The organism is Ruegeria sp. TM1040 (genome assembly GCF_000014065.1).
In the GTDB taxonomy this organism is placed as follows: Bacteria; Pseudomonadota; Alphaproteobacteria; order Rhodobacterales; family Rhodobacteraceae; genus Epibacterium.
The window spans coordinates 904,566-927,459 of record NC_008044.1 but is presented as its reverse complement, the minus strand read 5'-3'; the positions used below and the strand labels follow the sequence as shown (position 1 = coordinate 927,459).

Below are 22,894 nucleotides of genomic sequence, written 5' to 3'. Positions count from 1 at the left end.
CTTATTGCCGGTCAGCCTAGGCTGCGGATAACGGTCTGAAAAGACCCTAAAATTCCGCACCTTTTTCATGCGCATCAAGGACAGCGCCCGACACCACCCAAGAGCGCCCACGCATGAAATGCGCCATTGCGCCCGACGGTGCAACGGCGGATGCTGTGGCGATGACCCACGACATTGCATTCACCTTTGAGACCCTGCCCGAGGCGGCGCGCCGGCATATTCGCGTGTTTCAGATCCATCAGTTTCTGGACCGCTTTGCCATGGGGCTCACGGTGGCGGTGGTTGCGCTTGCGCTTACGGATCGGGGTATGGACCTGTTCCAGATCTCGCTGCTTTTTGGGATCTACTCGCTGACGACCATGACGACGGAACTTCCGTTTGGCGGCTTGGCCGACAGTATCGGGCGCAAGCCCGTGTTTCTCGGGGCTGTGGGCGCCAGTTTGATGGCGCTGGCCCTGTTTCTGCTGTCGCGCGATTTTGCTGTGCTGGCGATGTCCTTCGCCTTTGTCGGCGTGGGGCGGGCCTTGCGGTCTGGCACGCTTGATGCGTGGTTTGTTGAGGGGTTCAGGGCCCATGCCCCCGACGTGGATGTGCAGCCCGCACTGGCCAAGGCGCAATGGGCCAATGCGATGGGGCTTGCCGTGGGGGCGGTTATGGGTGGTCTGTTGCCGGACGCCGTTGGCACCCTTGGCATCAGGTATGGGATCAGCATTTATGATGTGTCCTACGCGGCAAGCTTTGCCGTCATGGTCGGCGTGTTTGCCTACACGCTTCGCGTCATCATTGAGCCACCGCGCCCACGAGATGCGCGGGCGCTCCAGCAGGGCTTTGTACGCGTGCCTGCGGTGATTGCAGAGGCCGGCGCCCTGGCGCTGAAGCATCCGGTGCTCTCGCTGCTGTTGACGGCTTTGGCGCTGTTCCTGATGGCGACCAACCCGGTCGAGGTGCTCTGGCCGACCTATGCCAAACCAATGCTGGACGCGGACTATGCCAACACCCTCATTGGGGCACTGACGGCGGGGTACTTCTTTGCGATCGCCATTGGCGCGGGGATATCGCCCCGGATCAGTCGACTGTTCAGGCGGCGCTCTGCGGTCGTGCTGGCCGCGCTTTTTGCCTGTCTTGCGGCTGCGCAGGTCGTCCTTGCGATCCAAGGCAGTGTCGCTGGTTTTGTCTGCATGTTTCTGATCTACGCGGTCCTGCTGGGCGCAAGCGAGACACCCGCAAGCAGCCTGTTGCACGCGTGTGTGGCGGACCGTCAGCGCTCCACCATGCTGTCGCTGCGCTCTTTGATCCAGCAGCTTGGGGCGGCGGTTGGGCTGCTAATGGCTGGAGGCCTTGCTGAGATCTACACGACCTCGCTCGCCTGGATCATTGGGGCGGTGTTCCTGCTGATTGCGGTGGGGCTGTGCCTGATCTTGGCCAAACGCCTCGCGGGTTCCGGGCGCTAGCGCATCCGCGTCGGGGTGACGTCCAAAACCCGCCCCCAATCCCAGACAAAAAACCCCTGACCAAACGGTCAGGGGCCTTGTTCAACGAATGATCTTTGTGGCGACTGCCGGACGCGGAGCTTAATCCTCGCCCTGCGCGTCGGCGCGGCTTTTGCCGGCAACCTTCATCGCCAGCGTCGCCGCCATGAACCCATCAAGGTCGCCATCCAGCACGCCTTTGGTGTCGGCGGTCTCATGGTTGGTGCGCAGGTCTTTGACCATCTGGTAGGGCTGCATCACATAGGATCGGATCTGGTTACCCCACCCCGCATCGCCCTTTGCCTCGTGCAGCGCGTTTACTTCGGCGTTGCGGCGATCAAGTTCGAGCTGGTAGAGCCGCGATTTCAGCGCCTTCATGGCGATGTCGCGGTTCTGGTGCTGCGATTTCTCCGAGGAGGTCACTACAATGCCCGTGGGTTCGTGAGTGATCCGCACCGCCGAGTCGGTGGTGTTGACGTGCTGACCGCCCGCGCCTGACGAACGGTAGGTGTCGATGCGGATATCGGCCGGGTTGACCTCAATTTCGATGTTGTCATCGATCACCGGATAGGCGCCCACGGCGGCAAATGACGTCTCGCGCGTGCCTTTGCCAAAGGGCGAAATCCGCACAAGACGGTGGGTGCCGCTCTCGGACTTCAGCCAGCCATAGGCGTTGTGACCCTTGATCTGATAGGTGGCGGATTTAATGCCGGCCTCGGCGCCCGCCTGCTCTTCCTGCAGCTCGACGCTGAAGCCTCGGCTCTCGGCCCAGCGCACATACATGCGCGCCAACATCGACGCCCAGTCGCAGGCCTCGGTGCCGCCCGCGCCCGCCTTGATCTCGAGGAAGGCGTCATTGGGGTCGGTTTCACCGTCCAGAAGCGCTTCAAGCTCTTTCTGGGCGGCTTTTTCCTTCAGTGCCTTAAGGGTGTCTTCGGCGTCTTTGACGACTTCGGCATCCTCTTCCATCTCGCCAAGCTCGATCAGCTCAACGCTGTCCTGAAGGTCCTGGCGGATGCTCTTGTAGGTGTCCATTGCGTCCACGAGGGACTGACGGTCCCGCATCAGCTTTTGCGCCGCTGCAGGGTCATCCCAGAGGTTGGGATCTTCGACCCGCGCGTTGAATTCCTCAAGCCGGAATTCCGCCGTCTCCCAGTTCATCCGCTGGGCAAGCAGGTCGAGCGATTTTTCGATATCGGCCACGATGGTCTGGATCTCGGCGCGCATGGGCATTCCTTGAAGTCTGGTTTGAAGATGGGTGATACCGCACGTCCGGGACCACTACAAGAGCGCGGGCAAGCGAGGATCACCCGCCTGCCCGCCTCAAATGTAAGACTGTGTCAGTAAAGCCCGCCAGAGCTGACGTCGCCGAAGCTCGCCTTTGGGCCGAGGACGGCGGTTCCGCCGCTGGAGGTGGTGACCTGACGGCCGGATTCGGTGACCTCTTCAAAGAGCGGCAGGTTCGACCCCATGCCAAAGCCCCCATCAAAGGTGAGACCAAAGATCGGCTCCTCACCATCGCGGAAATACTCGGCGACCACATTTGCCCCGCCTGCCTCGTTGGGAAGACGTCCGCCAGTGTAGCGGTCGATCTTGATGAAGTGACCACCCGGGGGCACGTCGAACGGGCCGCCTCCGTATTTCTCGGTCGCCTTCTGCATGAACTGCTGGAACACGGGACCGCAGAGCGTGCCGCCGTACCCCCGACCGCCCTTCATGGGACGGGGGTTGTCATAGCCAAAGTAGCAGCCCGCCACGATGTTGGAGGTGAAGCCCACAAACCACGCATCGCGCGCGTCGTTGGTGGTACCGGTCTTGCCCGCTGCGGGCACCGGCAGGTTGATCACGCTTGACGCGGTGCCGCGATCGACCACGCCCTTTAGCATCGAAGTGAGCTGATAGGCGGTGATCGGGTCCATCACCTGTTCGCGGTTGGTCACGATCTTGGGCGCGATCCCTTGCTCAAGCTCGGTGGCGCTACAATCAACGCAATCGCGGTCATCGTGACGGTAGATGGTGCGGCCAAAGCGGTCCTGAATACGGTCCACCAGCGTGGGTTCGACACGCTCGCCCCCGTTGGCAAACATCGCATAGGCAGCCACCATTTTGTACAGCGTCGTCTCCTCAGAGCCGAGCGAGTTTGCAAGGAAGGTGCCCATGTTGTCATAGACGCCAAAGCGCTCGGCGTAGCCCGCCACAACCGGCATGCCCACCTCCTGCGCCAGACGGATGGTCATCAGGTTCCGGCTCATCTCGATGCCGGTGCGCAGAGGTGTGGGGCCATAGAATTTATTGGTGGAGTTCTTGGGCCGCCAGACACCCTGGGGCGTGTTGATCTCGATCGGGGCGTCGATCACGATGGTTGCGGGGCTATAGCCACTGTCGAGCGCCGCCGCATAAACGAAGGGTTTGAAGCTCGAACCCGGCTGACGTTGCGCCTGCGTGGCCCGGTTGAACACCGAGTGCTGGTAGGAAAAGCCCCCCTGCATGGCCAGAACGCGGCCGGAGTTCACATCCATCGCCACAAAGCCGCCCTGCACTTCGGGCACCTGACGCGCCGACCAGTGTTTGACAGCCTCGCCCTCGCGGATCGCCATGGCGTGAATCACGTCGCCGGGTTTGAAGTTGTCGAAGAAGTTGCCCTTCATCCACTTGATGTCAGAGCGTGGAATGGTGCCGGTGCCGCCAAAGCCCTCGACCCCAACCGTGAGCGCATTGTCTTCGACCTTGAGCACAACAGCCGGATGCCAGGCGCCATCCTCGGTGATGATATCACGGGCAGCTTCGGCTTCGCTCAGCGCCTCGCGCCAGCTCTCCTCGGATGCAAGGCGCGCGGGGTCGATCTCGGCAATCGGACCCTGCCAGATCCCCGTGCTGCGATCAAATTCCTCAAGCCCCTTGCGCATGGCAAGCGCTGCTTCGTCCTGCATTTCCTCGTCGATGGTGGCGCGGATGGTGAAACCACCGGTAAAGAACTCGCCCTCGCCAAAGTCGACTGACAACTGTCGGCGGATTTCATCGGTGAAATAATCGCGCGGCGGCAAGGCGGTGCGGAAGGCGTCGAAATCACCGTTCTGAACCGAGCGCAGCGGCTGGTTGCGTTCCACCTCGTAGACGGCTTCGGTGATGTAGCCGTTCTCTTTCATTTCGCGCAGCACATAGTTGCGACGGTTGAGAAGGCGTTCGCGCTGCCGCACCGGGTGATAATCCGAGGGCGCTTTGGGCATCGAGGCCAGGGTTGCGGCCTCATGCGGCTCCAGCTCGCCGAGGGTCTTGTTGAAATAGGTCTGTGCGGCTGCCGTCACCCCATAGGAGTTCTGACCGAGAAAGATCTCATTGAGGTAGAGCTCGAGGATCTTGTCCTTGGAGAGCGTTTCTTCAAGGCGGGTGGCGAGGATGATTTCCTTGATCTTGCGCTCGGCGCGACGGTCGCCGGACAAAAGGAAGTTCTTCATCACCTGCTGGGTGATCGTCGAGGCCCCGCGCACGTTTTCACCGCGCGATTTCACCGCCTCGACCGCGGCGGCGAGAATACCGCGTGCGTCATAGCCCGCGTGAGAGTAGAAATTCTTGTCCTCCGCCGAGATGAAGGCTTGTTTGACCAGCGCCGGGATTTCCTCGGACGGTGTGAACAGGCGTCGTTCCTTGGCGAATTCGTCGATCAGCTGTCCCTCGCCCGAAAAGATCCGGCTGATGGTGGGCGGCTGATACTGCGCCAGCGACTCATGGCTCGGCAGATCGCGGCCGTAGACCCAGAAGATCGCCCCAATGGACAGGGCTACCACCCCGATGCCAAGGGTGATGGTACTGAATATGGATCCAAAGATCGACAGAATGAATCTGATCACAGTGTGGGCCTCTCTCGCACGATGCGGCCCTTATAGGGGGCAAGGTGACAAGGGTCAAAACGTGTTATGGCGGCAGCCCGAGGGCCCCACCGGTTAGGAGGTGGCGCCCAGTTTAGCAGAAGCGCGCGCACCTGTATCCTCAGATTGGGATATGGGGGGTGAAACCGGCAAAAACCAGCGAAACACGCGCAGGTCTAGGGGGAAGAACTCCCCCCCTTGCATCACCCGCGACATCACTAAGGGCGCACATGGGGGTTGGAGGCAGCAAACCGGCTCGTGCGGTGCAGGGGCTGGCGCGGCGCAGCACTTCCCTTTTCACAGGGGGCCTCATGCGCAAGCTTAGCCCGCCGTTTGCTGTTCGACTGCCGCTATTGGCGGTATGGGCGCTATTGGCGCACCAATGCGCGCCGCGCGGCGTCCTCTTCCCGCCAAACCAGCAGCCCGTTCAGGATGCTTTGCGCGGTTTTGGCCTGCCAGTCGGGATCCGTGAGCAGCTCAAGATCCCTTGGGCTCGACATGAAGCCCAGCTCGATCAGGATCGACGGGATGTCAGCGGATTTCAGCACCGAAAACCCCGCCGAGCGCAGCGGGCGGCGATTGACCGGCCCTCCCGCCTCCATGAGCGCCTCGATCACCGAGCGCGCCAAAGCAGTGCTGCGCGGGTGGGTCTCCTGCCGGGCGAGATCCAGCATCACATCCGTAACCACATCATCAGCAGCGCTGAGGTCACTGCCAGACAGCAGGTCGGCCCGGTCGTGACGTTCGGCGAGCTTGGCCGAGGCCACATCAGAGGCAGATTCAGACAGTGTGTAGACCACGGTGCCATGGGCCATGCCTTCTGTGACCGCGTCGGCATGAAGCGAAATGAACACATCAGCCCCCTGCTGATGCGCCATGGCAATGCGGCGCTCGAGAGAGACAAAGTAGTCTCCCTCTCGCGTCAGTAGCACCTCAAAGGCCCCTGAGCGCACCAGCCGTTCGCCGAGATCGTAGGCAAAGGCCAGCATCAGGTCCTTTTCGGCGATCCCGCCTTCGGCCTCGGCTCCGGGGTCGAGCCCGCCATGCCCGGGGTCGATCATCACAACAAGCGGCGCATCGTCATCGCGCGGGGCACGCGGCTTGAGCTCGGCCGGCATCGGAAGATCAAGACGCGGATCGTAGGGCGCCCCAGCAGTCGCCGCAAATGTCTCGGCATCAATGGGGGCAAGGGCAAGTTTCAGCTTCGCCGCGCTGGTCTCAGGGTCAATGTCCATCGCTGCGGTGCGCAATTGCATCGGCTCTGTGAGGGTGAGAACCATCCGCGACCACCCCGGCACATAGCCCCCAAAACGTGTCCGTTCGATCAGCTCGGAGCGGTCAAAATCCTCGGCCTGAAGCCCGGTCCAGTCCACCTCCTGAAAGTCGAGCACCAGACGATAGGGATCATCGAGCGCAAAGATCCGGTAGGGCACGCCCTGGCTCAGACCCAGCTCGAGCTCCACGCCTGCGCCAGTGTCCCAAAGGCTGCTGTCTTCGGGCAAAACCCGCGCGAGCGCCGAAAACCCCTGCGCCGCGGCGGCAGCAGGCAGCAACGCCAGATGGACCAGCGTAAGGCACAGCCAGAGCTTTGCAAAAAGCGCGCGCATCAGCCCCGCGCCTCCATAAAGGCCCTGAGGCGCGCCAGCCCCTCCTCGATGTCGGCGGTGGAGCGGGCATAGGAAAATCGCAACGTGGTGGCCCCGCGCACTGGGTCAAAATCGAGCCCCGGTGTGACCGCCACCCCGGCTTTTTCGAGAATTTCCGCTGCAAAGGCGCGACTGTCCTGCGTGAGGTCCGACACATCCGCATAGACATAAAACGCCCCATCCGGAGGTGCGATCTTGCTAAACCCTGCCTTCGGCAACCCCTCGAGCATCAGGGCGCGGTTCCGGGCATAGACCGCGAGGTTCGCTTCCAGCTCATCGCGGCAATCCATTGCGGCCAGCGCCGCCACCTGACTGGCATGGGGTGCGCAGATAAACATGTTCTGAGCGATCCGCTCCACCGTGCGGATGTGATCCTCGGGAACCACCATCCAGCCCACGCGCCAGCCGGTCATCGAGAAATACTTGGAAAAGGAGTTGATGACATAGCATTCATCCGAAATCTCAAGCGCGGTGACCGCTTTGGCCTCATATTCGATGCCGTGGTAGATCTCGTCGGAAATAAAACTCGCGCCCTCGGCCTGCGCCGCCTCCATCAGCGCCGAGAGCGCCGGTTTGTCGAGCATTGTCCCGGTGGGGTTGGCGGGGCTTGCCACCATGAGACCGGCAAGGTTCTGGTCGCGAATGTCGGCGGCGACCGGCTGCAGGCGGTGCTCGGGCGCGGTCTGGATATCCACGGGCTGCATGCCCAGGGCGCTCAGGATCTGGCGATAGGAAGGATAGCCCGGCGCGCCGATGCCCACGCGGTCCCCGCTGTCAAAAAGCGCGGTGAAACTCAGGATGAACGCCCCCGAAGAGCCGGGCGTGATCACTACGCGCTCGGGGTTGAGGTCGACGTTGTACCACTCCCCGTAAAGCGCGGCGATGCGTTTGCGCAGCGCGGGCAAACCCAGCGCGACAGTATATCCCATGGAATCTCTCTCGAGCGCATCGGCAAGGGCCCGCCGTGCGGCCTCGGGCGCGCCCGTGGAGGGCTGGCCCACTTCCATATGGATGATATGACGGCCCTGCTCTTCCGCCTTGCGGGCGGCCTCCATCACATCCATCACAATGAAGGGATCGACCTTGGACCGGCTTGAGTTTCGCATGTTGATCTCCCATGGTGCGGCCATGAGTTTTGAGCGCGTATTCTCTCTGGCGTCAATCCCGTGCGCACGTCTGTTTCGTCTTCTGGCCGCAGCGGTGGGCAGAGGGTGCGGCCGTGGGCCGGTGCTGGCAGCATGTCTTGCCGCCGTGCTGGCCTTTGCGCCGATCGCGGCGCAGGCGCAATCCATTCGCCTTCTGCGCGACGCCGATATCGAACACGGGCTGACGGAGCTTGCGCGCCCCATTCTAACCGCCGCCGGTCTGAGCCCGCGACGGGTGCGCATCCTTGTGGTGAATGACAGCAGTTTCAATGCCTTCGTGATCGACCACCGGGCGATCTTTATCAACTACGGTCTGATCCTGAAGGCCGAGAGCCCAGAGATGCTGCAGGCGCTGATCGCCCATGAAGCGGCCCATATCGCCAATGGCCACATCGGGCGGCGGGTGCAGAACATGCGCTCTGCGAGCACGGCCGCAGGCCTTGGGGTTGCGCTCGGGCTGCTGGCATCGGCCGCAGGGGGCGGCAAGGCAGGCGCGGGCGTGGCCTTTGGGGTGCAATCCTCGGCGCTGCGCAATTTCCTGTCGCACACCCGCGCCGAAGAAGCCTCTGCCGACCGCTCCGCCATCGGGTTCATGACAGCCGCCGGGGTCAATCCCAAGGGCATGGTGGAACTGCACAGGATTTTTGCTGGCCAAGAGGTCCTGAGCACAGGTTCGCAAGATCCTTATATGCGCTCGCACCCGCTGACACGCGACCGGATGCGCGCCGCAGAAGCCTATGTGGCCAGCGCGGGCGCCGCGGCGGCCTCCGACCCTGCCGCCGCCTATTGGCTGGCGCGGGTGCAGGGCAAGCTTTCTGCCTTTACGCGCGCGCCAAGCTGGACCAAGCGACGGGTCGCCTCCGAAGGGTATGCGGATGTCAAACGCATGCGTCTTGCGGTGGCGCATCACCGGCAAAACAGTTTCTCCCGCGCGCAAAAGGAAATGCAGGCGCTTTTGGCCACACGCCCGAAGGACGCCTATTACCACGAGCTCTGGGGTCAGATCCTCTATGAAAACCGCCGCTGGGGCGCTGCAGTCTCGGCCTTTGGCACAGCCGCCAGCCTCTCCCCAAACGAGCCTTTGATCCTCGCAAGCCTCGGGCGCGCGCAGCTGGCAGCGGGCAATCCCCGCGCCGCCCTCAAGACGATGGAAAAGGCCCGAGGCCTTGATTTTCGCAATGCAACCCTCTTGCGCGATATGTCGCTGGCCTATGCGCAAACCAATCAGACCGGCATGGCTGCGCTTGTGACCGCCGAGCGCTATGCGCTTCAGGGGCGTCTCAAGGATGCAGGACCACATGCCAAACGCGCAACCGGCCTTCTGGCCAAAGGGTCCCCGGCCTGGCGCCGGGCCCAGGATGTTCTAATTGCCTTTGAACAAGACGAGAAAAGGAACCAAAAATGATTGCCCCGACACGCATGGCCCTGATCGCGGCCTGCGCGCTCTCTCTCTCTGCTCCGGCAGCGCGGGCGCTTGACCTCAACGACATGTCCGACAGCGAAAAGGCCGCCTTTGGCGATGCCGTGCGCAGCTATCTCCTGGAGAACCCGCAGGTGATCCTGGAGGCGGTGGACGTCCTCGAACAACAGCAGCAACAGGCCGAGGCCGCGCGCGATGACGCGCTGGTGGGCGCCAACCTGCAGGAAATCCAGAACGATGGCTATTCCTGGGTGGGCGGCAACCCCGAAGGCGATGTGACGCTGGTTGAATTCATGGATTACCGCTGTGGCTATTGCCGCAAGGCGGTGCCCGAAATCGAGGCTCTTTTGGCGGCGGATAAGAATATTCGTTTTGTCATCAAAGAGTTCCCAATCCTCGGCGAGGCGTCTGTGCTCTCATCCCGGTTTGCGATTGCCACCAAACTTGTGGCTGGTGATGACGCTTACAAGAGCGTGCATGACACGCTGATCGCGTTTCAGGGCGAGCCCAATGAGGTGGCGTTGCGTCGTATGGCGGAGGGGCTGTCGCTTGACGCGGATGCAATCCTCGCCAAGATGAACGACGCAAAAGTGACAGAGCAGATCCAGCGCACGCGCAGCCTGGCGCAGACGCTGTCCATTTCTGGCACGCCCACCTTTGTTCTGGAAGACGAGATGCTGCGCGGCTACCTGCCCGCAGATCAGTTGCAGATCATGGTGGAGGACATACGCGCCGGGCGCAGCTGAGCGCCCGTACCGGGGGCGCTGCCCCCGGCCCCTTCGGGGCCTCCCCCGGGATATTTCCAAGAAGATGAAGGCGGGGTTATTCCGCCGCTTTCATGTCCTCAGCCGCTTGCGCGTCGAGAGCGGCGGCTTTTTTCTCGACCTCTTCGACGATGTGATCGATCATCTGGTCGTTGGACATCTTGTGGCTGGCCTTGCCCGCAAGATACACCATGCCGGAGCCCGCGCCGCCACCGGTGAAGCCGACATCGGTCATCAAAGCCTCGCCCGGACCATTCACAACGCAGCCGATGATCGAGAGGCTCATGGGGGTTTTGATGTGTTCGAGGCGCTCTTCGAGGGTTTCGACCGTTTTGATAACGTCAAACCCCTGACGCGCGCAGCTCGGGCAGGAGATGATATTGACGCCCCGGTGACGCAGGCCGAGGGATTTGAGGATCTCAAAGCCTACTTTGACCTCTTCAACCGGATCGGCGGAAAGGCTTACGCGCAGGGTGTCGCCAATGCCCATCCACAAGAGCTGTCCGAGGCCGATCGCAGACTTGATCGTGCCGGACATCAGCCCACCAGCCTCGGTGATGCCGAGGTGGATGGGGGCGTCGGTCGCATCCGCAAGCATCTGATAAGCGGCGGCAGACATGAAGACGTCGGAGGCTTTGACCGAGATCTTGAATTCATGAAAGTCGTGGTCCTGAAGGATCTTGATGTGATCAAGGCCGGATTCGACCATCGCGTCCGGGCAAGGCTCGCCGTATTTTTCGAGGAGGTGTTTTTCGAGGCTGCCAGCATTGACGCCAATACGGATCGAGCAATTGTGGTCGCGGGCGGCCTTGATCACCTCGGCCACGCGTTTTTCGTCGCCGATGTTTCCGGGATTGATGCGCAGGCAGGCGGCACCGGCCTCGGCGGCCTCGATGCCACGTTTGTAGTGGAAATGAATATCGGCCACGATCGGCACCGGGCTTTCCCGCACGATCTCCTTGAGCGCGCGGGCAGAGGCCTCGTCCGGGACCGAGACACGCACTATATCGGCGCCCGCATCGGCGGCGGCCTGCACCTGTGCGATGGTGCCTTTGATGTCGGTGGTCAACGTGTTGGTCATGGTCTGCACCGCAATTGGCGCATCCCCCCCTACGGGCACATTGCCCACATGGATCTGGCGGCTCTTGCGGCGTTCGATGTTCCGCCAAGGGCGGATATGATTCATGGACATGGCTGCCTCGTCCTGCGTGTCGCTTGCCCCTTAGATAGGCCGACGCCCCGGAGCCTGCAATGGCTGTCCGGGGCGTTCTGCGAATCCATGGGTGTTTTGAGCGCGTCCTCTGCCGTCTCGTCAGTCGGCGCTGTCTACCGGGGTCTGTTGCGTGGCGCGCAACTGGGCGACCATGGTGGCAAGCGCCTGGTTCTGCTCGGCCTCCAGATCGGCGATCTCAAAGCGGCCGCTGAGCGCATCTGGCGAGAGTTCCACATCCTTGGTGACCTGACCGCGACCGCCCACCGGGCCGTAGTGTTCGCCATTCACCGCGAAATAGATCGCGCTGCTTTCGCCGGTGCGCAGACGCGGGGCGTCTTCGGTGAGAGGCACGTCAAAGGTTTGCCCCGGCTCCATGATCGTCTCGAAGATCACCGATCCATCGGCGGCCTTGACTTGCACCCAGGAGGGGCGCACGGCGATCATCTCGACCGAAGGGGCGCGCGCTTCGAGCACCTGCGGCACTGCGAGGTCGGTTTGTTCGTTTGCGGGCACCATGGCATCTGCCAATGAAATACCAGGCTGTTCGAAGCCTGCGAAATTCCCATGCGCGCGCGGATCAAGCGTCGAGATGGGCGCATCGCGGGCGACCAGAACCGGCACATCCAGCGCCTGAGGGCGGTAAAGGCGATCCAAAGCCTCGCTTGCGGGGTCCTCGGTCAGGTCCGATGCGACGAGAGATGCGGTTTCGAGCGGGTCCAGCTCCGCAAGCACCTCCGGTGTTTGCTCGACCGGGGCGAATGTGACCTGCTGCACCTCGTGCAGGATCTTCCAGCCGCCAAAGGCAAGCCCGCCAATGACGCTGGCCAGCACGAGGACGGAGCCCACCGCGCGCGGGTCGATCTGGCTAAAGACACCGTCAGACACCGGGACAAATGGCGTGGCGGAATTGCTGAATGCATCGCCCCCGAGACCTTTGCTGCTGGAGGCGGATATATCGCGGGGTTTGCGTACGGAGGCCTCAGATGACATGCCGTGGGCCACGGAAAAACCGCTCTCGGCGCAGAAGGCACCAAAGGCCTTTTCGGGGTCCATGTTGAGGTAGCGCGCATAAGAGCGCACATACCCGGCAATAAAACCGGGCGTGTCAAAGACCGAAGGGTCACAGTTTTCAATGGCATCGATGTAGGAGGCTTTGATCCGTAGCTCGCGCTGTACATCCAGGAGCGACTTGCCCATGGTAGCGCGTTCGCCGCGCATCATATCGCCAAGACGCAACTCGAAATCATCGAAACCGCGTGGCGGTTCCGGGGTTTCATCACGACGTCCAAAAGTGCGCTGCGTAAGGCGCCCGATCATGCCTGCTGTCCCATCAAGTCCTGCCGTTTTGCGACATCCGCACCGTACAAACCGATTCCCGATTCGTCAGCGTGGTTTCATTGATGAAAGAATAACACAATTCCGTTTAATGAACACTTAGCTTGGGCTTATCCGGCCAATTCGGCGCGATTCAGCGCACAATGCGACCAAAGCTTATCCATTGCGCGGATCAAATGGTCCATTTCGCTGGGCCCATGCACTGGCGATGGCGTGAATCGTAGGCGCTCTGTACCACGCGGCACGGTCGGGAAGTTGATCGGCTGCACATAGATACCAAAGTCCGAGAGCAACATATCCGACAGTTTCTTGGTATGAACCGGATCGCCAACGATCACCGGAACGATGTGGCTGCCGTGATCGATCACGGGCAGTCCCATCATCTTGAGGCGGGTTTTGAGATAGCGCGCCTGCTCCTGATGCTTATCGCGCAGGTCCTGCGCTGTCTTGAGATGACGCACGGAGGCCGCGGCCCCGGCCGCAATCGAAGGCGCAAGCGAGGTGGTGAAGATAAAGCCCGGCGCATAGGACCGGATCGCATCGCACATCTTGGCAGAGGCGGCGATATAGCCGCCCATGACGCCATAGGCCTTGGCGAGCGTGCCGTTGATGATGTCGATACGATGGGCGAGGTTGTCACGCTCTGTGACGCCACCGCCGCGAGGGCCATACATGCCGACGGCGTGGACTTCGTCGATATAGGTCAGCGCGTTGAATTCATCGGCGAGATCGCAGATTTCCGCAATCGGGCCAAAGTCGCCATCCATCGAGTAGACGCTCTCAAATGCGATGAGCTTGGGCGCGGCGGGATCGTCAGCCTCGAGGAGTTCGCGCAGGTGGGCGACATCATTATGGCGAAAGACTCGCTTGGCCCCGCCATTTCGGCGCACACCCTCGATCATGGACGCGTGGTTCAAAGCGTCGGAATAGATAATGAGACCCGGCAGCAGTTTCGGCAGGGTCGACAGCGTGGCATCGTTGGCAATGTAGGCGGAGGTGAACAAAAGCGCCGCTTCCTTGCCGTGCAGATCGGCAAGCTCGCTCTCGAGTTCTTTGTGATAGACAGTGGTGCCGGAGATATTGCGCGTCCCGCCAGAGCCCGCACCAGTGGCATCAATTGCATCGCGCATCGCCTTCAGCACAACCGGGTGCTGCCCCATGCCGAGATAGTCGTTGCCGCACCAGACGGTGATGTCCTGTTCGCTGCCATCGGGACGGGTCCAGACCGCATGCGGAAACTGCCCCCGGCGACGCTCGATATCAATGAACGTCCGGTAGCGGCCTTCTTCGTGAAGGCGTTCAATCGCTGCGTCGAGTTGTGCGGTATAGTCCACCGTCATCTCCATAGCTTTGTGCCGATGCCAGTCCGGCTTGGCTGCGTCTTGATCCCGACCTGCCCCGTGGAGCATCCACACCCGCGATCTATCTCGCGGTGTCTAACCGGCACCCTTGTCCTGATCAACGTGATAGAGTGTCACGCCACCCATCATCCTTGATACAGGTCAAATAAACCTTTCGATGCTTTTAGAAGCATTCTGAAATTCAGGCAAGCGCGGCAGCATCAAAGCAGACATGCCCCCCCCTGCGCAAAACGCCGCAGGGCCAGAGGGAATGTGGCGGATCGGAAACCTTTGTTCTGAAACGGCTTCAGCAGGCACACAGGCCCGGCGTGCGCCTCATCCGGGCGGGTGATGTTCTAATACAATCGTGCGACTGGCCCTTGTCATGCAGCGCTGTTAGGCTCCGCCACGGACCCGCCCTGCCCTGTTGAAGCTCATCACGGCCCAAGGGCAACACGGCACTATTTCAGGAGAGACCCATGTCCCTTACCCCTGTTCTCGACAAAATCGATTCCGATGTTTCCGCCGCCACCGACCGGCTGCTGGAACTGTTGCGCATTCCCTCCATTTCCACTGATCCCGCCTACAAGGCCGACTGCGACGCCGCTGCGGATTGGTTGGTCAAGGATCTGAACTCCATCGGCATCAAGGCTGAGAAGCGCGAAACACCCGGCCATCCGATGGTGGTGGGCCATGTGGGCGAGGAAAACACCAAAGGCCCGCATCTGCTGTTTTACGGCCATTATGATGTGCAGCCCGTCGATCCGCTGAACCTCTGGAACACGCCACCCTTTGAGCCTCAGCTTGAAGAAACGCCCAATGGCACGGTGATCCGCGGCCGCGGTGCATCGGATGACAAGGGTCAGTTGATGACCTTTGTAGAAGCCTGCCGGGCGTGGCAGGCGGTGCATGGCACCCTGCCCTGCCGCATCACCTTTTTCTTCGAGGGCGAAGAGGAATCAGGGTCGCCCTCGCTCATTCCGTTCCTCGAGGCCGCCAAAGAAGAGCTCTCTGCCGATATCGCGCTGATCTGCGACACGTCTATGGTGGCGCGCGGGGTGCCTTCGGTGGCGTCGCAGCTGCGCGGCATGATGAAGGATGAATTCACCCTGATCGGCCCCAAGATCGACCTGCATTCGGGGCACTATGGTGGCCCTGGTCTGAACCCGCTGCGCGAGATCTCCCACATCATTGCATCCTTCCATGACCCCGACACCGGCGCTGTGGCCGTGGAGGGCTTTTACGAGGGCGTGCCGGAGGTGCCGGCGGATATCCTGCGACAGTGGGAAGGCTGTGGCTTTGACGAGAAGGACTATCTCTCCAACGCGGGCTACACCGAGGCGCATGGCGAAAAGAAATACTCCACCCTGGAGCAGCAATGGGCGCGTCCGACCCTCGAGATCAACGGGCTTTGGGGCGGCTATCAGGGCGCAGGCACCAAGACGGTGATTCCCTCAGAGGCGCATTGCAAGATCACCTGCCGCCTGGTGGGCGACATGGACCCTGCCGATCTGCGCCAGAAGATTCGCAAACATGTCGAAGACCGCCTGCCTACGGATTGCACCGTGAAATGGGACCTCGATCTGGATGGCGCACCCGCCTATGTGATCGACACCACCCGGCCCGAGTTCGAGGCCGCGCGCGGCGCTTTGACCGAGGAATGGAACCGCGAGGCGGTGTTCTCCGGCATGGGCGGGTCGATTCCGGTGGCGGGCTATTTCAAATCGATCCTCGGCATGGACGCGATGCTGATTGGCTTTGCCAATGAGGATGACGCGATCCACTCCCCCAATGAGAAATACGACCTCGAGAGCTTCCACAAGGGGATCCGCTCTTGGGCGCGGGTGCTGGACGCCCTGAGCAAAGCCTGAGGGGCTCAGGGCGCAGTGGCGCCCTGCCCTCTCCCCGAAACGATCAGACCAGCCCTCGCAGCCTCTGCGGGGGCTGTGTCGTTTTACGCCTCGCGCAGCACCGGCCTCGGCCGCGCATGGTCGTCCAGCGCCACGAAGGTGAAGATCGCTTCTGTCACCTGCTGGGTTTCTTCCTGATGGCGGGCGCGACGCCAGGCGCGCACACGGATGCGCATCGAGGTGCGCCCGATTTTCAGCATCTCCGCATATAGCGAGACCTCGTCGCCCACCAGAACGGGGCGATGAAACTGAATCTCCTCGACCGAGACGGTTGAAGCCCGCCCCTTGGATACCCTTGCCGCGATGGTGCCTGCCGCAAGATCCATCTGGCTCATGAGCCAGCCACCAAAGATATCACCCGCCGGGTTGGTGTCCGTGGGCATCGCGATGACGCGGATTGTCGGTTGGGTCTCGGGCGGATTTTGCGGGGCAGTATCTGGTTGAGATGTGGACATCGGCGGACTCTCGTCTGTTCGGGAAGGATCACAGGGGGCTTAGGTCACTGTGCCGCCAGACCGTACATGGGGAAAGACAAAACCGGTTCACGGCGCTCTCTTGCGCCGCCGGAATTCTAGCAACAGAGAATTGGAAAGGGGTGAAAGTGGCGCGGTTGACGGGGCTCGAACCCGCGACCCCCGGCGTGACAGGCCGGTACTCTAACCAACTGAGCTACAACCGCGCATTTTCAGTGCTGACCTCGGCCAGCGACTCCCTTCCGGGACGGTCCTGTTCCTCTTGCAAGGCCCCCAGGCGGGGTGAAAGTGGCGCGGTTGACGGGGCTCGAACCCGCGACCCCCGGCGTGACAGGCCGGTACTCTAACCAACTGAGCTACAACCGCACTTTCAATGCTGACCTTTGCCAGCGCGTTCCCTCCGGGACGGTCCTGACCCTCTTGCGAGGCCCTTCAGGCAGGGCAACAGTGGCGCGGTTGACGGGGCTCGAACCCGCGACCCCCGGCGTGACAGGCCGGTACTCTAACCAACTGAGCTACAACCGCTTGCTGTTGCGTCCAGCGCCGTGTCTGAACGTTGGGGTGTAATATTCGCAGGTCGCGGGGGGCGTCAAGCGCAGAAATGCCATTTTCCGAGCTTTCCACTGAAAAAAATGACGAAAGGAAATAAGCGCCTGAAAAGAATTGCAAATACCGCGCTCGAAGCCGTGCACCTGATGAGGACACCTGAAACTCTGCCGCCCTACCCGCGTGGTGATGGCAAAAACATCGAACATATGCTGGAGCCGGCCTCGACGGAACTGCGGACCCACCTCTACAGCGGCTCGCAAGTGCGCACTTCGCACGTCACAACATCGAAGCGATACTTCGGTATAGAGCGCATCAATGAAAGGTAGGAATGGTGGGTCGTGAGAGGCTCGAACTCCCGACATCTTCGGTGTAAACGAAGCGCTCTACCAACTGAGCTAACGACCCGGTGAGCGGGGATTTAGAGAATGCTGAAAGAAAGTGCAAGAGGGCATCGCGAGGTTTTTTGAGAAAAAGTGCCCGCCCCTAACGCAGGACCGTTTCCTGCCCCTGTTCAAGCACATAGACGCAGCCCTGCTCATTGGGGAGAGCTGCCATCTCGTCCCGCTCAAGTCCGCAGATGAGGCCCCGCACCACCTGCCCCAAGAGCCCATGCGCCACCAGAACGGTTGGCTGCTCGAGGCGCCGCAACAGGGCAAGCACCCGATCATGCAGGGACGCATATCCCTCGCCTTCGGGGGCCGCGCAGAAGAGGTCGAGATGCGTCATGGCCTGGGCATCGACCTGCGGAAACTGCGCCGCGATCTCGTCAATGGTAAGGCCCTGGAACCGGCCTGCGTGCACTTCTGCGAGGGCTGGCTCAGTCTCATAACCCCGCCCTGAAAGCGCGATACGGGCTGTGTGCTGTGCCCGGCGCAGCGGCGAAACAAAGCAAGGCGGCTGATGCGCCTGCAGGATCGGTGTCATGAGCTCGGCCTGGCGGTGAGCATGCGTGATACCGAGCTCCGTCAGATCCGATTCCAACTGCCCCTGCACCCGACGCTCTGCGTTCCATTCGGTCTGGCCATGGCGCAGGAACCAGATCTTTGGGAAGTCTTTCATTTCAATACCTTGCTATAGAAATTCGCCCGCTCCCGCATCAGAGGGAACAGGAGGCAGGCGGCTGCAGACAGGTCAGCCCTGCGAGGACAGGCGACTGGACAGCAGATCACCGGATTCGTCGAGGATCGGATACCCTGCCATCGCAAAAGAGGTATTGACCTGTTTGAGAATGCGCAAGGTTTCCTGATGGATTGCGCTGGTCTCGATGCTTTCGCTGACGCCTTCGCGAAGGCGCGACAGGTGTTTGCTCTGCAGTTTTTGTTCGGCGGTTCGGATGCTTTCCTTTTCGGCCACCAGCTCGCGCGCATCATCGGGGTTGCGGGTCATCATGACCGTTAGCGCGAGTTGAACATTGGCTTGAATGCGGTCCATGAAATCGTTGATTTCCTGCTGGCCACTCTTGGAAAAGCTGATCCCTTCAAGCGAGAGCTTGCGCGCCAGATCGGTCATTTTGCGGGCCACCTGATCGGCGGCCGCCTCCAGGTTGGCGGCCATGAGCGATGCCTCGATCGCGCCATTGACGGCGCTGTCATCCAGCTTGTGACGGTTCATCCCCGCCAGATAGAGCTTGAGGTCGAGATGCATCTGCCGCAGTGCCTTATCCTCGTCACGGATCGCCTCGGCGACGCGGTCATCCCAGACTTCATAGAGCCCCATGGCCGCAACCAGCATTTTCTCGATGACTTCACCCATGCGCAACAGCTCGCGCGCGGCACAGTTCAGCGCACGCGGCGGGTCCTCGAGCGCGGCGGGGTCCAAGGCCGTCATCCCGCGCCCCAGAGATTGCACATTGGGGTCGCGCATCACCCGCTCGCTCATGCGGGCGATGAGCCCCACAAAGGGCAGCGCCAGCAGACAGAGCACAAGATTGAAGACCAGATGCAGCCCCATCACTTGAGCGGCAGCCGCCTGCCCGAGCCACGTGGGGTCCAGAAGGTTCAGGTTCAGCGCCAAGAGCACCGCAAGCGCTCCGCCGCCTCGCAAGACGAGATTGGCGCTCACGATACGCCGCGCGCGCACATCGGCAGCAAGCGTCAGCACAAAGGCGATCATGGCGCCGCCAAGGTTGGCGCCAAGCACCATCGCCATCGCCGCCATCGGCGGCAGCGCGCCCTGGGCGACCATGGTGACAAACAACAAGATCGCCGCAACGCTGGAGTGCACCACCCAGGCAAAGATCGCCCCGAGAATAAAGGCCGTGAAAAGGTCGGAATCGAGATACCCCAGTACCGCGACAGCGCCCTTGCTCTCGATGATTGGTGCTGTGGCGGTGCGCAGCATGTCGAGCGAGACAAAAATCAGCGCAAGCCCGATCAGGATACGCCCGGTCTGGCGCAGTTTACGCTGTTCGCTGCGCAGGAACAGCGCCACCCCCACCAGAAGGAGCGCAGGCACCAGAATGCCCGGACGGGCCAGAAGGATCTGCGCCACAAGGGCAGAGCCAAGATCCGCCCCGAGCAACATGGCAATCCCAACCGCGATACTGAGCGCGCCCTTGCTGGCAAAGTTCGATACCAGCATGGCCACGGCGGTGGAGCTCTGCAGCATCATCGCCGACACCAGCCCCGAAAAAGCGGCCAGCAGGCGATTGTCAGAGGCGCGCCTTAGCCCCTGTCTCAGCTGTGTGGCAAAAGCTCGCTCCACGCCGGTGCGCACCAGACGCACCGCCCACAACAATAGCGCCGCAGCGCCCGCGATCTGAATCAAAAATGCCGTCAATCCTGTCTTCCGTCCTCGTTCTGGGTTGGGTCACAGCCCAACGTATTTTTCGACGAGTTTATGTTGTCGAGACGATCCAACTCGGTCGAATTGCGCTCTTTTCGATGTATGGCGCGACATCATGGCCCTTAAAAAGGCCGTGATCGGTGATCAGGATGGAGCCGATCCCTGCAGCCGCGCCTCCCAGAACATCCGTGTGCAGCGTATCGCCGACCATTGCAATACGCGTGCGCTCAATGCCAGAGAGCCGCGCGAGTGCCGCGTCAAAGGCGTTGCCAAAGGGTTTGCCAAAAAACGCTGCAGGCTGACCGGTGCGCTCGGTCAGCTCCTGCGCGATCAGGCCCGGCTCCATCGAAAGGCCATCCTCGCGCGGGGCGACGAGATCGGGGTTTGCGACCACCAGAGGACGCGGAGACGCCAACAATGCCTCGGTGAGCGCGTCTGTTTCGGCCGCGCTCCAGCGTGCAGAGGACAGCAGCAGAAAGCCACCCGCGCTTTGCAAGAGCTCCGGCCGCTCTGCCAGATGCGCGATTTCAGCGCCGCTGGGGGCATCACTGAAATCATCACCTGCTGCGGCAGCGGCGGCCCAAAATGCGCCGGCCGGGAGTGCGGGCAGACCGGCAAAGGCCACATCGCGGCTTGAGACCACTTCTGACGCGTCGAAGTCAAAGCCAAGCCGGTGATATTTCGCCAGCACCTCTGCGCGCGTGTAGCTTGCCGCATTGGTCAGCACCACCAGCCTTTTACCAAGCGCCCTGAGTGCTGCCATGCGCTCCACCGCGCCCGCAATTGCGGTCTCGCCCCGGTTCAAAACCCCAAAGGCATCGAGGATATAGGCGTCAAAATCTCCGACGGTGTCGCCAAGATCTCCTCCCCGCCGTGAGGCCGCCGCAAAACTGGCCTCGGGCAGGGTTGCACGCACGCTCTCATAGCGCTGAAACGCCCAGTCAGTGCCGATATCTGTACTTTGGCCTGCCATGGATCAGACCGCGACCGGCGGGGTCGACACTCGCGCGCTCCAACCAAGGCCGCGCTCGAGCAGCAGGCGCTGCACACGGCCCGGATAATCGGTCACGATGCCATCAACACCGGCCTCGATCATGGCCACAATGTCGTCCACCTCGTTGACCGTCCAGACAACAACCGGCAGCGACAAGGCGCGCGCCTCGTCCAACAGCTCGGGGGTGACGTCCTCAAACCAGGGACACCACATCTGCCCTCCGGCCTTGGCCACCACCTCTGGCAGGTTGCCTGCCTTGGTGACACCGTCCGGCTGGCAGCTGGCCCCCTCTCCGCGCGGCGCCTCAGATAGATAGGAGGTCGGCATCTCTGGCGCTTGGCGGCGACACTCATCAAGGAGCGCCCAGTCAAAGCTGTGGAGTGCCGTCCGTCCCGTCAGACCATGCGCGCGCACCACATCCACGACGGCAGCAACCTGTGCGCTCCGCAAGGCGTCGATGTCGGGATCACTGAGGTCTGTTTTCAGCTCCAGAAGCAGAGAGACATGGGCGTATTGCGGCTCTTGGACGAGGGCACAGAGCTCTGCGAGCGTGGGCATCACCGCGCCACTCAAGAAGGCCTGATCCGGAAAGCGGCGTCCATAGTCGGAGCGGCTATCAAGCCCGCCCACATCCAGATCGCGCAGCTCTTTCAGGGTAAGATCCGCAACCTTAATGTCTTCGCGTTGCAGCCAAGCCCCCTGCCCGTCCCGCACCGCTGACGGCAACAAGGCGTGGTTGTGGGTGATGACCGGCACGCCATCGGATGACATCACGACGTCGAACTCCAGCACATCGACGCCGATGTCGAAAGTGAAACGAAACCCTTCCAGAGTGTTTTCGGGCATGACACCGCGCGCGCCGCGGTGGCCGATCACACGGATCAGCCCCGCGCCGCCGCGATAGGCGTCGACCTGGGGAAAGGCGGTCATTCCGCCACCCGCTTGCCGGTCTGGGGATCAAACATATGCAGGTTCTCCGGCGCGATTGAAAACCGCATCAGGGTGCCAGGGGCGGCTGTTACATGACCGGGCATGCTGGCGACGCATTCTGTATCGGTGCCATTGAGGTGGCCATGCAGAAGCGTGATCGCGCCGAGTTGCTCGCAGAGTTGCACGTTGACCTCAACGGGGCCGTTATCATCTGCCACAAGATGCTCCGGGCGCAAACCCAATGTCACCTTGCCCGCGGCCGACCCGCCGCCCGCAAGCCGCGCTCCATTCTCGAGCGTGACCATGCCGGCGTCGATCTCAGCAGGCAGGAAGTTCATAGAAGGTGAGCCGATGAACCCAGCCACAAAGAGCGTCGCGGGACGGTCATAAAGCTCAATCGGGGTGCCGAACTGTTCGACATAGCCGCCATTGAGCACCATCAGCCGATCGCCAAGCGTCATGGCCTCGACCTGATCGTGAGTCACATAGATCGAGGTCACGCCGAGGCGCTGCTGCAGTTTGCGGATCTCAAGACGCATCTGCACCCGTAGCTTGGCGTCGAGGTTCGACAAGGGTTCGTCAAACAGGAACACCTGCGGGTCGCGCACAATGGCGCGTCCCATCGCCACACGCTGTCGCTGCCCGCCCGAGAGCTGGCGCGGCTTGCGGTCGAGATACTGCCCGATCTCGAGGATCTCGGCGGCTTCTTCGACGCGGCGGTTGATGTCCGCCTTGCTGTTGCCACGGATCTTGAGACCGTAGCCCATGTTTTCGCGCACCGACATATGCGGATAAAGCGCGTAGTTCTGAAACACCATCGCAATGTCGCGGTTGGCGGGTTCCAGATCATTGACCACCCGGTCGCAGATCTTGATGTCGCCAGAGGTGACGGTCTCAAGCCCTGCGATCATGCGCAGGAGGGTGGATTTACCGCAGCCCGACGGGCCGACGATCACGATGAACTCGCCATCGTTGATTTCACCGTCGATGTGATGGAGGACCTCGGTGTCACCGTAGGATTTCACAAGATCCTTGAGAGTAATGCTTGCCATGGGG

The 22,894-nt window shown here is 61.7% G+C and carries 17 protein-coding genes and 4 tRNA genes; 4 read left to right on the top strand and 17 right to left on the bottom strand.

All coding sequences use genetic code 11. From position 1 onward, the window contains the following. Nucleotides 1-161: 161 nt before the first annotated feature. A complete protein-coding gene (locus tag TM1040_RS08675) occupies nt 162-1,451 on the top strand; it encodes an MFS transporter (RefSeq protein WP_044027052.1) in 1,290 nt (429 codons plus the stop codon). A gap of 120 nt (nt 1,452-1,571) precedes the next feature. Here the strand turns inward: TM1040_RS08675 and prfB are convergent, their stop codons facing one another. The 4 genes from prfB to TM1040_RS08655 form a co-directional block, all read right to left on the bottom strand. Beyond that, nucleotides 1,572-2,696, bottom strand: coding sequence for a peptide chain release factor 2 (gene prfB / locus TM1040_RS08670; RefSeq protein ID WP_011538213.1), 1,125 nt, complete (start codon nt 2,694-2,696; stop codon nt 1,572-1,574). Nucleotides 2,697-2,809: 113 nt separating this feature from the next. Further along, nucleotides 2,810-5,317 carry a penicillin-binding protein 1A gene (locus TM1040_RS08665; protein ID WP_011538212.1) on the bottom strand — a complete coding sequence of 836 codons (2,508 nt, stop codon included), beginning with the start codon at nt 5,315-5,317 and terminating at the stop codon, nt 2,810-2,812. A gap of 386 nt (nt 5,318-5,703) precedes the next feature. Next, entirely contained in the window at nt 5,704-6,942 is a 1,239-nt protein-coding gene (locus TM1040_RS08660) for an N-acetylmuramoyl-L-alanine amidase (protein ID WP_011538211.1), read from the bottom strand. Beyond that, nucleotides 6,942-8,087 (bottom strand): pyridoxal phosphate-dependent aminotransferase, encoded by a 1,146-nt coding sequence (locus tag TM1040_RS08655; RefSeq protein WP_011538210.1) that lies wholly within the window; start codon nt 8,085-8,087, stop codon nt 6,942-6,944. The genes TM1040_RS08660 and TM1040_RS08655 overlap by 1 nt, the downstream gene beginning before the upstream one ends. On the opposite strand from TM1040_RS08655, the gene TM1040_RS08650 reads away from it, so the two are divergent. Together TM1040_RS08650 and TM1040_RS08645 are read left to right on the top strand one after the other, a co-directional pair. Beyond that, nucleotides 8,086-9,531: a M48 family metalloprotease gene (locus TM1040_RS08650; RefSeq protein WP_044026701.1), complete on the top strand. Its 1,446-nt coding sequence runs from the start codon at nt 8,086-8,088 to the stop codon at nt 9,529-9,531. The two genes, TM1040_RS08655 and TM1040_RS08650, sit on opposite strands and share 2 nt — an antisense overlap. Continuing rightward, a complete protein-coding gene (locus TM1040_RS08645) occupies nt 9,528-10,292 on the top strand; it encodes a DsbA family protein (protein ID WP_011538208.1) in 765 nt (254 codons plus the stop codon). The genes TM1040_RS08650 and TM1040_RS08645 overlap by 4 nt, the downstream gene beginning before the upstream one ends. A gap of 76 nt (nt 10,293-10,368) precedes the next feature. Here TM1040_RS08645 and ispG read toward each other — a convergent pair whose 3' ends face one another. From ispG to hemA, 3 genes are all read right to left on the bottom strand, one after another. Then, the gene (ispG, locus tag TM1040_RS08640) at nt 10,369-11,502 is read right to left on the bottom strand and encodes a flavodoxin-dependent (E)-4-hydroxy-3-methylbut-2-enyl-diphosphate synthase (RefSeq protein WP_011538207.1); all 1,134 of its coding nucleotides are present in this window, start codon (nt 11,500-11,502) and stop codon (nt 10,369-10,371) included. A gap of 120 nt (nt 11,503-11,622) precedes the next feature. Continuing rightward, nucleotides 11,623-12,840, bottom strand: a complete 1,218-nt coding sequence (locus TM1040_RS08635) for a helix-turn-helix domain-containing protein (protein ID WP_011538206.1) — start codon at nt 12,838-12,840, stop codon at nt 11,623-11,625. Nucleotides 12,841-12,968: 128 nt separating this feature from the next. Further along, nucleotides 12,969-14,192 carry a 5-aminolevulinate synthase gene (hemA, locus tag TM1040_RS08630; protein WP_044027051.1) on the bottom strand — a complete coding sequence of 408 codons (1,224 nt, stop codon included), beginning with the start codon at nt 14,190-14,192 and terminating at the stop codon, nt 12,969-12,971. Nucleotides 14,193-14,677: 485 nt separating this feature from the next. Here hemA and TM1040_RS08625 point away from each other — a divergent pair, with 485 nt between their 5' ends. Next, nucleotides 14,678-16,069, top strand: coding sequence for a dipeptidase (locus TM1040_RS08625; protein WP_011538204.1), 1,392 nt, complete (start codon nt 14,678-14,680; stop codon nt 16,067-16,069). Between the two features lie 83 nt (nt 16,070-16,152). On the opposite strand, the gene TM1040_RS08620 is transcribed toward TM1040_RS08625, so the two are convergent. From TM1040_RS08620 to TM1040_RS08575, 10 genes are all read right to left on the bottom strand, one after another. Then, nucleotides 16,153-16,563, bottom strand: a complete 411-nt coding sequence (locus TM1040_RS08620) for an acyl-CoA thioesterase (RefSeq protein ID WP_011538203.1) — start codon at nt 16,561-16,563, stop codon at nt 16,153-16,155. A gap of 147 nt (nt 16,564-16,710) precedes the next feature. Beyond that, nucleotides 16,711-16,787: transfer RNA gene (locus TM1040_RS08615), tRNA-Asp, on the bottom strand. 83 nt (nt 16,788-16,870) lie between these two features. Further along, a tRNA-Asp gene (locus TM1040_RS08610) sits at nt 16,871-16,947 on the bottom strand. Nucleotides 16,948-17,029: 82 nt separating this feature from the next. Further along, nucleotides 17,030-17,106, bottom strand: a tRNA-Asp gene (locus tag TM1040_RS08605). A gap of 353 nt (nt 17,107-17,459) precedes the next feature. After that, a tRNA-Val gene (locus tag TM1040_RS08600) sits at nt 17,460-17,535 on the bottom strand. Between the two features lie 78 nt (nt 17,536-17,613). Beyond that, a complete protein-coding gene (locus TM1040_RS08595) occupies nt 17,614-18,189 on the bottom strand; it encodes a histidine phosphatase family protein (protein ID WP_011538201.1) in 576 nt (191 codons plus the stop codon). Nucleotides 18,190-18,261: 72 nt separating this feature from the next. Beyond that, nucleotides 18,262-19,908, bottom strand: a complete 1,647-nt coding sequence (locus tag TM1040_RS08590; protein WP_011538200.1) for a Na/Pi cotransporter family protein — start codon at nt 19,906-19,908, stop codon at nt 18,262-18,264. Nucleotides 19,909-19,966: 58 nt separating this feature from the next. Beyond that, nucleotides 19,967-20,887, bottom strand: coding sequence for an HAD-IIA family hydrolase (locus TM1040_RS08585; protein ID WP_011538199.1), 921 nt, complete (start codon nt 20,885-20,887; stop codon nt 19,967-19,969). A 3-nt stretch (nt 20,888-20,890) separates the two neighbouring features. Then, a complete protein-coding gene (locus TM1040_RS08580; RefSeq protein ID WP_011538198.1) occupies nt 20,891-21,838 on the bottom strand; it encodes a glycerophosphodiester phosphodiesterase family protein in 948 nt (315 codons plus the stop codon). Then, on the bottom strand, nt 21,835-22,890 hold the full coding sequence (locus TM1040_RS08575) for a sn-glycerol-3-phosphate import ATP-binding protein UgpC (RefSeq protein ID WP_011538197.1): 1,056 nt from the start codon (nt 22,888-22,890) through the stop codon (nt 21,835-21,837). The genes TM1040_RS08580 and TM1040_RS08575 overlap by 4 nt, the downstream gene beginning before the upstream one ends. Nucleotides 22,891-22,894: the final 4 nt, after the last annotated feature.

What these genes read in the sequence shown, in the direction of transcription:
- prfB (WP_011538213.1), bottom strand. Translation starts at nt 2,696, where the DNA reads ATGCGCGCCGAGATCCAGACCATCGTGGCCGATATCGAAAAATCGCTC.
- TM1040_RS08595 (WP_011538201.1), bottom strand. Translation starts at nt 18,189, where the DNA reads ATGAAAGACTTCCCAAAGATCTGGTTCCTGCGCCATGGCCAGACCGAA.
- TM1040_RS08580 (WP_011538198.1), bottom strand. Translation starts at nt 21,838, where the DNA reads ATGACCGCCTTTCCCCAGGTCGACGCCTATCGCGGCGGCGCGGGGCTG.
- TM1040_RS08635 (WP_011538206.1), bottom strand. Translation starts at nt 12,840, where the DNA reads ATGATCGGGCGCCTTACGCAGCGCACTTTTGGACGTCGTGATGAAACC.
- TM1040_RS08645 (WP_011538208.1), top strand. Translation starts at nt 9,528, where the DNA reads ATGATTGCCCCGACACGCATGGCCCTGATCGCGGCCTGCGCGCTCTCT.
- TM1040_RS08660 (WP_011538211.1), bottom strand. Translation starts at nt 6,942, where the DNA reads ATGCGCGCGCTTTTTGCAAAGCTCTGGCTGTGCCTTACGCTGGTCCAT.
- TM1040_RS08675 (WP_044027052.1), top strand. Translation starts at nt 162, where the DNA reads ATGACCCACGACATTGCATTCACCTTTGAGACCCTGCCCGAGGCGGCG.
- TM1040_RS08625 (WP_011538204.1), top strand. Translation starts at nt 14,678, where the DNA reads ATGTCCCTTACCCCTGTTCTCGACAAAATCGATTCCGATGTTTCCGCC.
- ispG (WP_011538207.1), bottom strand. Translation starts at nt 11,502, where the DNA reads ATGTCCATGAATCATATCCGCCCTTGGCGGAACATCGAACGCCGCAAG.
- TM1040_RS08655 (WP_011538210.1), bottom strand. Translation starts at nt 8,087, where the DNA reads ATGCGAAACTCAAGCCGGTCCAAGGTCGATCCCTTCATTGTGATGGAT.
- TM1040_RS08585 (WP_011538199.1), bottom strand. Translation starts at nt 20,887, where the DNA reads ATGGCAGGCCAAAGTACAGATATCGGCACTGACTGGGCGTTTCAGCGC.
- TM1040_RS08620 (WP_011538203.1), bottom strand. Translation starts at nt 16,563, where the DNA reads ATGTCCACATCTCAACCAGATACTGCCCCGCAAAATCCGCCCGAGACC.
- TM1040_RS08575 (WP_011538197.1), bottom strand. Translation starts at nt 22,890, where the DNA reads ATGGCAAGCATTACTCTCAAGGATCTTGTGAAATCCTACGGTGACACC.
- TM1040_RS08650 (WP_044026701.1), top strand. Translation starts at nt 8,086, where the DNA reads ATGTTGATCTCCCATGGTGCGGCCATGAGTTTTGAGCGCGTATTCTCT.